The following is a 1,743-nucleotide window of genomic DNA, read 5'->3' as shown; positions in this document are numbered from 1 at the left end:
GCGCCGCACCCCAGGTCACGCAGAGCTTTGCCGTGAACGCCATCGCGCCTGATATCCCCGCCATCGGCACCGTCACTGCCGCAGACGCCCAGGCCACGGTGAACTTCACGGCCTCCGTGGGCAGCGGCGGTGCACCCATCTCCGGCTACACCGTGACCGCCACGCCAGTGGCGGCACCCGGTGCACCCGCCGTGACAACGCAGACGGGCACGGCATCGCCCATCGTCGTGACGGGTCTGACAAATGGATTTGTCTACAACTTCACCGTCAAGGCCACCAACGGCGCACAGACCAGCGCGGACTCCGCAGCGGTACAAGCCACGCCGCGCAAGCTGGAGCTGGTGGGCGCACCAGGCAGCGTGCCCGGCATGGCCGGCACGCCAACAGCGACGCTGTCCGGCGGCGGTGCCACCTGCACGCTGCAGGCCACCGGCGGCTTCGGCCCTGCAGCGTCCACACCGCCAGGCCTGCAGGCGCCCAACGGCCAATTCGCCTTCACGGCCGAGCAGTGCACGGGCGCCGTGACGATGACCCTGGTCTACCCCAGCCCGCTGCCCGTGGACGTGCAGTTCCGCAAGCCCGACGGAGCAGGAGGCTGGTTCGACCCCACAAATGCAGCCACCTCGCTGAACGTGGTCCTGAACGCTGCCCGCACCACGGTCAGCTACACCATCACCGACAACGGTCTGGGCGATACCAACCCGGCCACGGGCTCCGTCAGCGATCCGTTCGTTCCCGTGGTGGCTGCCGTGGCACCCGGAGGCGCGCAGGCCATTCCCTCGCTGGGTGGATGGGCGCTCGCAATGCTGTCCGGGCTGTTGGGAGGCCTGGCCCTGCGCAGCAGGAAGGTGTTCACGGCCCGGCGCTGACACGCGGGCCGCCCGGGAGCACGGCAGGCCCTGGCTCGCAAGAGCCAGGGCCTGCCGTCCAGAGCCCGAGCCCCCTCAGCGCAGAGGCTGCAGCAAGGCGGCGATTCCCGAAAACAGCGCCGCCATAAAGCTTTTTCTTAAGCTTTGATGGGCATACTGACGGCATCCGCTTTCCGCCGAGCCTGAGGTCTTTCTCCTCCCTCCCTCTCAATACTTCTCAGGCACGCCCCCAGGGCATCGGCTTTTCCATACCCAGGCCCGCAATCACCCGGCTCGCGGGCCTACTCCTGCGCCCACCGGCCACAGTCGGTGCAGCAATGCCGACCGCCACATAGAGCACCCCCAGGATGGCCCTCAGGTTCCGCGTGCCGAACCAGGTCGCGGCCATGCAGGGATACAGCGCGATGCAGCTGCCGTTGGCAGTGCCGAACTGGCCAGGGCGATGAAGCCCGTGTCAGGGCCCACAGCCCGCACAGCAAGGCCAGGCCAGGCACACGGAAAGCACCATCAGAAAGCGCAGCGCCCCATCCTGTCGCCCACTCGGCCCAGCAGCAGGATCCCAATGACATTGCCCATGCCGATCAGCCGGTTGCACTGCACTGCAGGCAAGCCTTACTGCCGAGAACACGACCACGGCGTATTGGCACAAGGCCCACAGACTTTCGACGATACGTCTTGAACCAAGACCAACCGGCCGGGATTGGGCTTGTTCGTCTCCAACAGTGAAGCAATTCGCATGGACTGTTCAAGACCATTGACACGGCCAATTGCTTTGCGTCAACCACAGAAAGAGCACTTGGATCTGATGGATTACCCGAACATCAAAGTCGATGCTGATGAAAATACGGAAATCAGGTGCATAGAGATCCACAGA

Annotated in this window: 1 protein-coding gene; it reads left to right on the top strand. The window is 65.3% G+C overall.

Annotated elements, in window-relative coordinates; translation table 11 throughout:
• On the top strand, window positions 1-869 hold an 869-nt coding region (locus ACF8O7_RS19770), incomplete at its 5' end, for a fibronectin type III domain-containing protein (RefSeq protein ID WP_392444063.1).
• Between the last annotated feature and the right edge of the window lie 874 nt (window positions 870-1,743).

Origin of the sequence: Delftia sp. WSY_16 (assembly GCF_043104415.1) — a bacterium.
GTDB lineage: Bacteria > Pseudomonadota > Gammaproteobacteria > Burkholderiales > Burkholderiaceae_C > Comamonas > Comamonas tsuruhatensis.
Note: the sequence above shows the minus strand (reverse complement) of the source record. Positions and strands in the feature narration are given on the sequence as shown.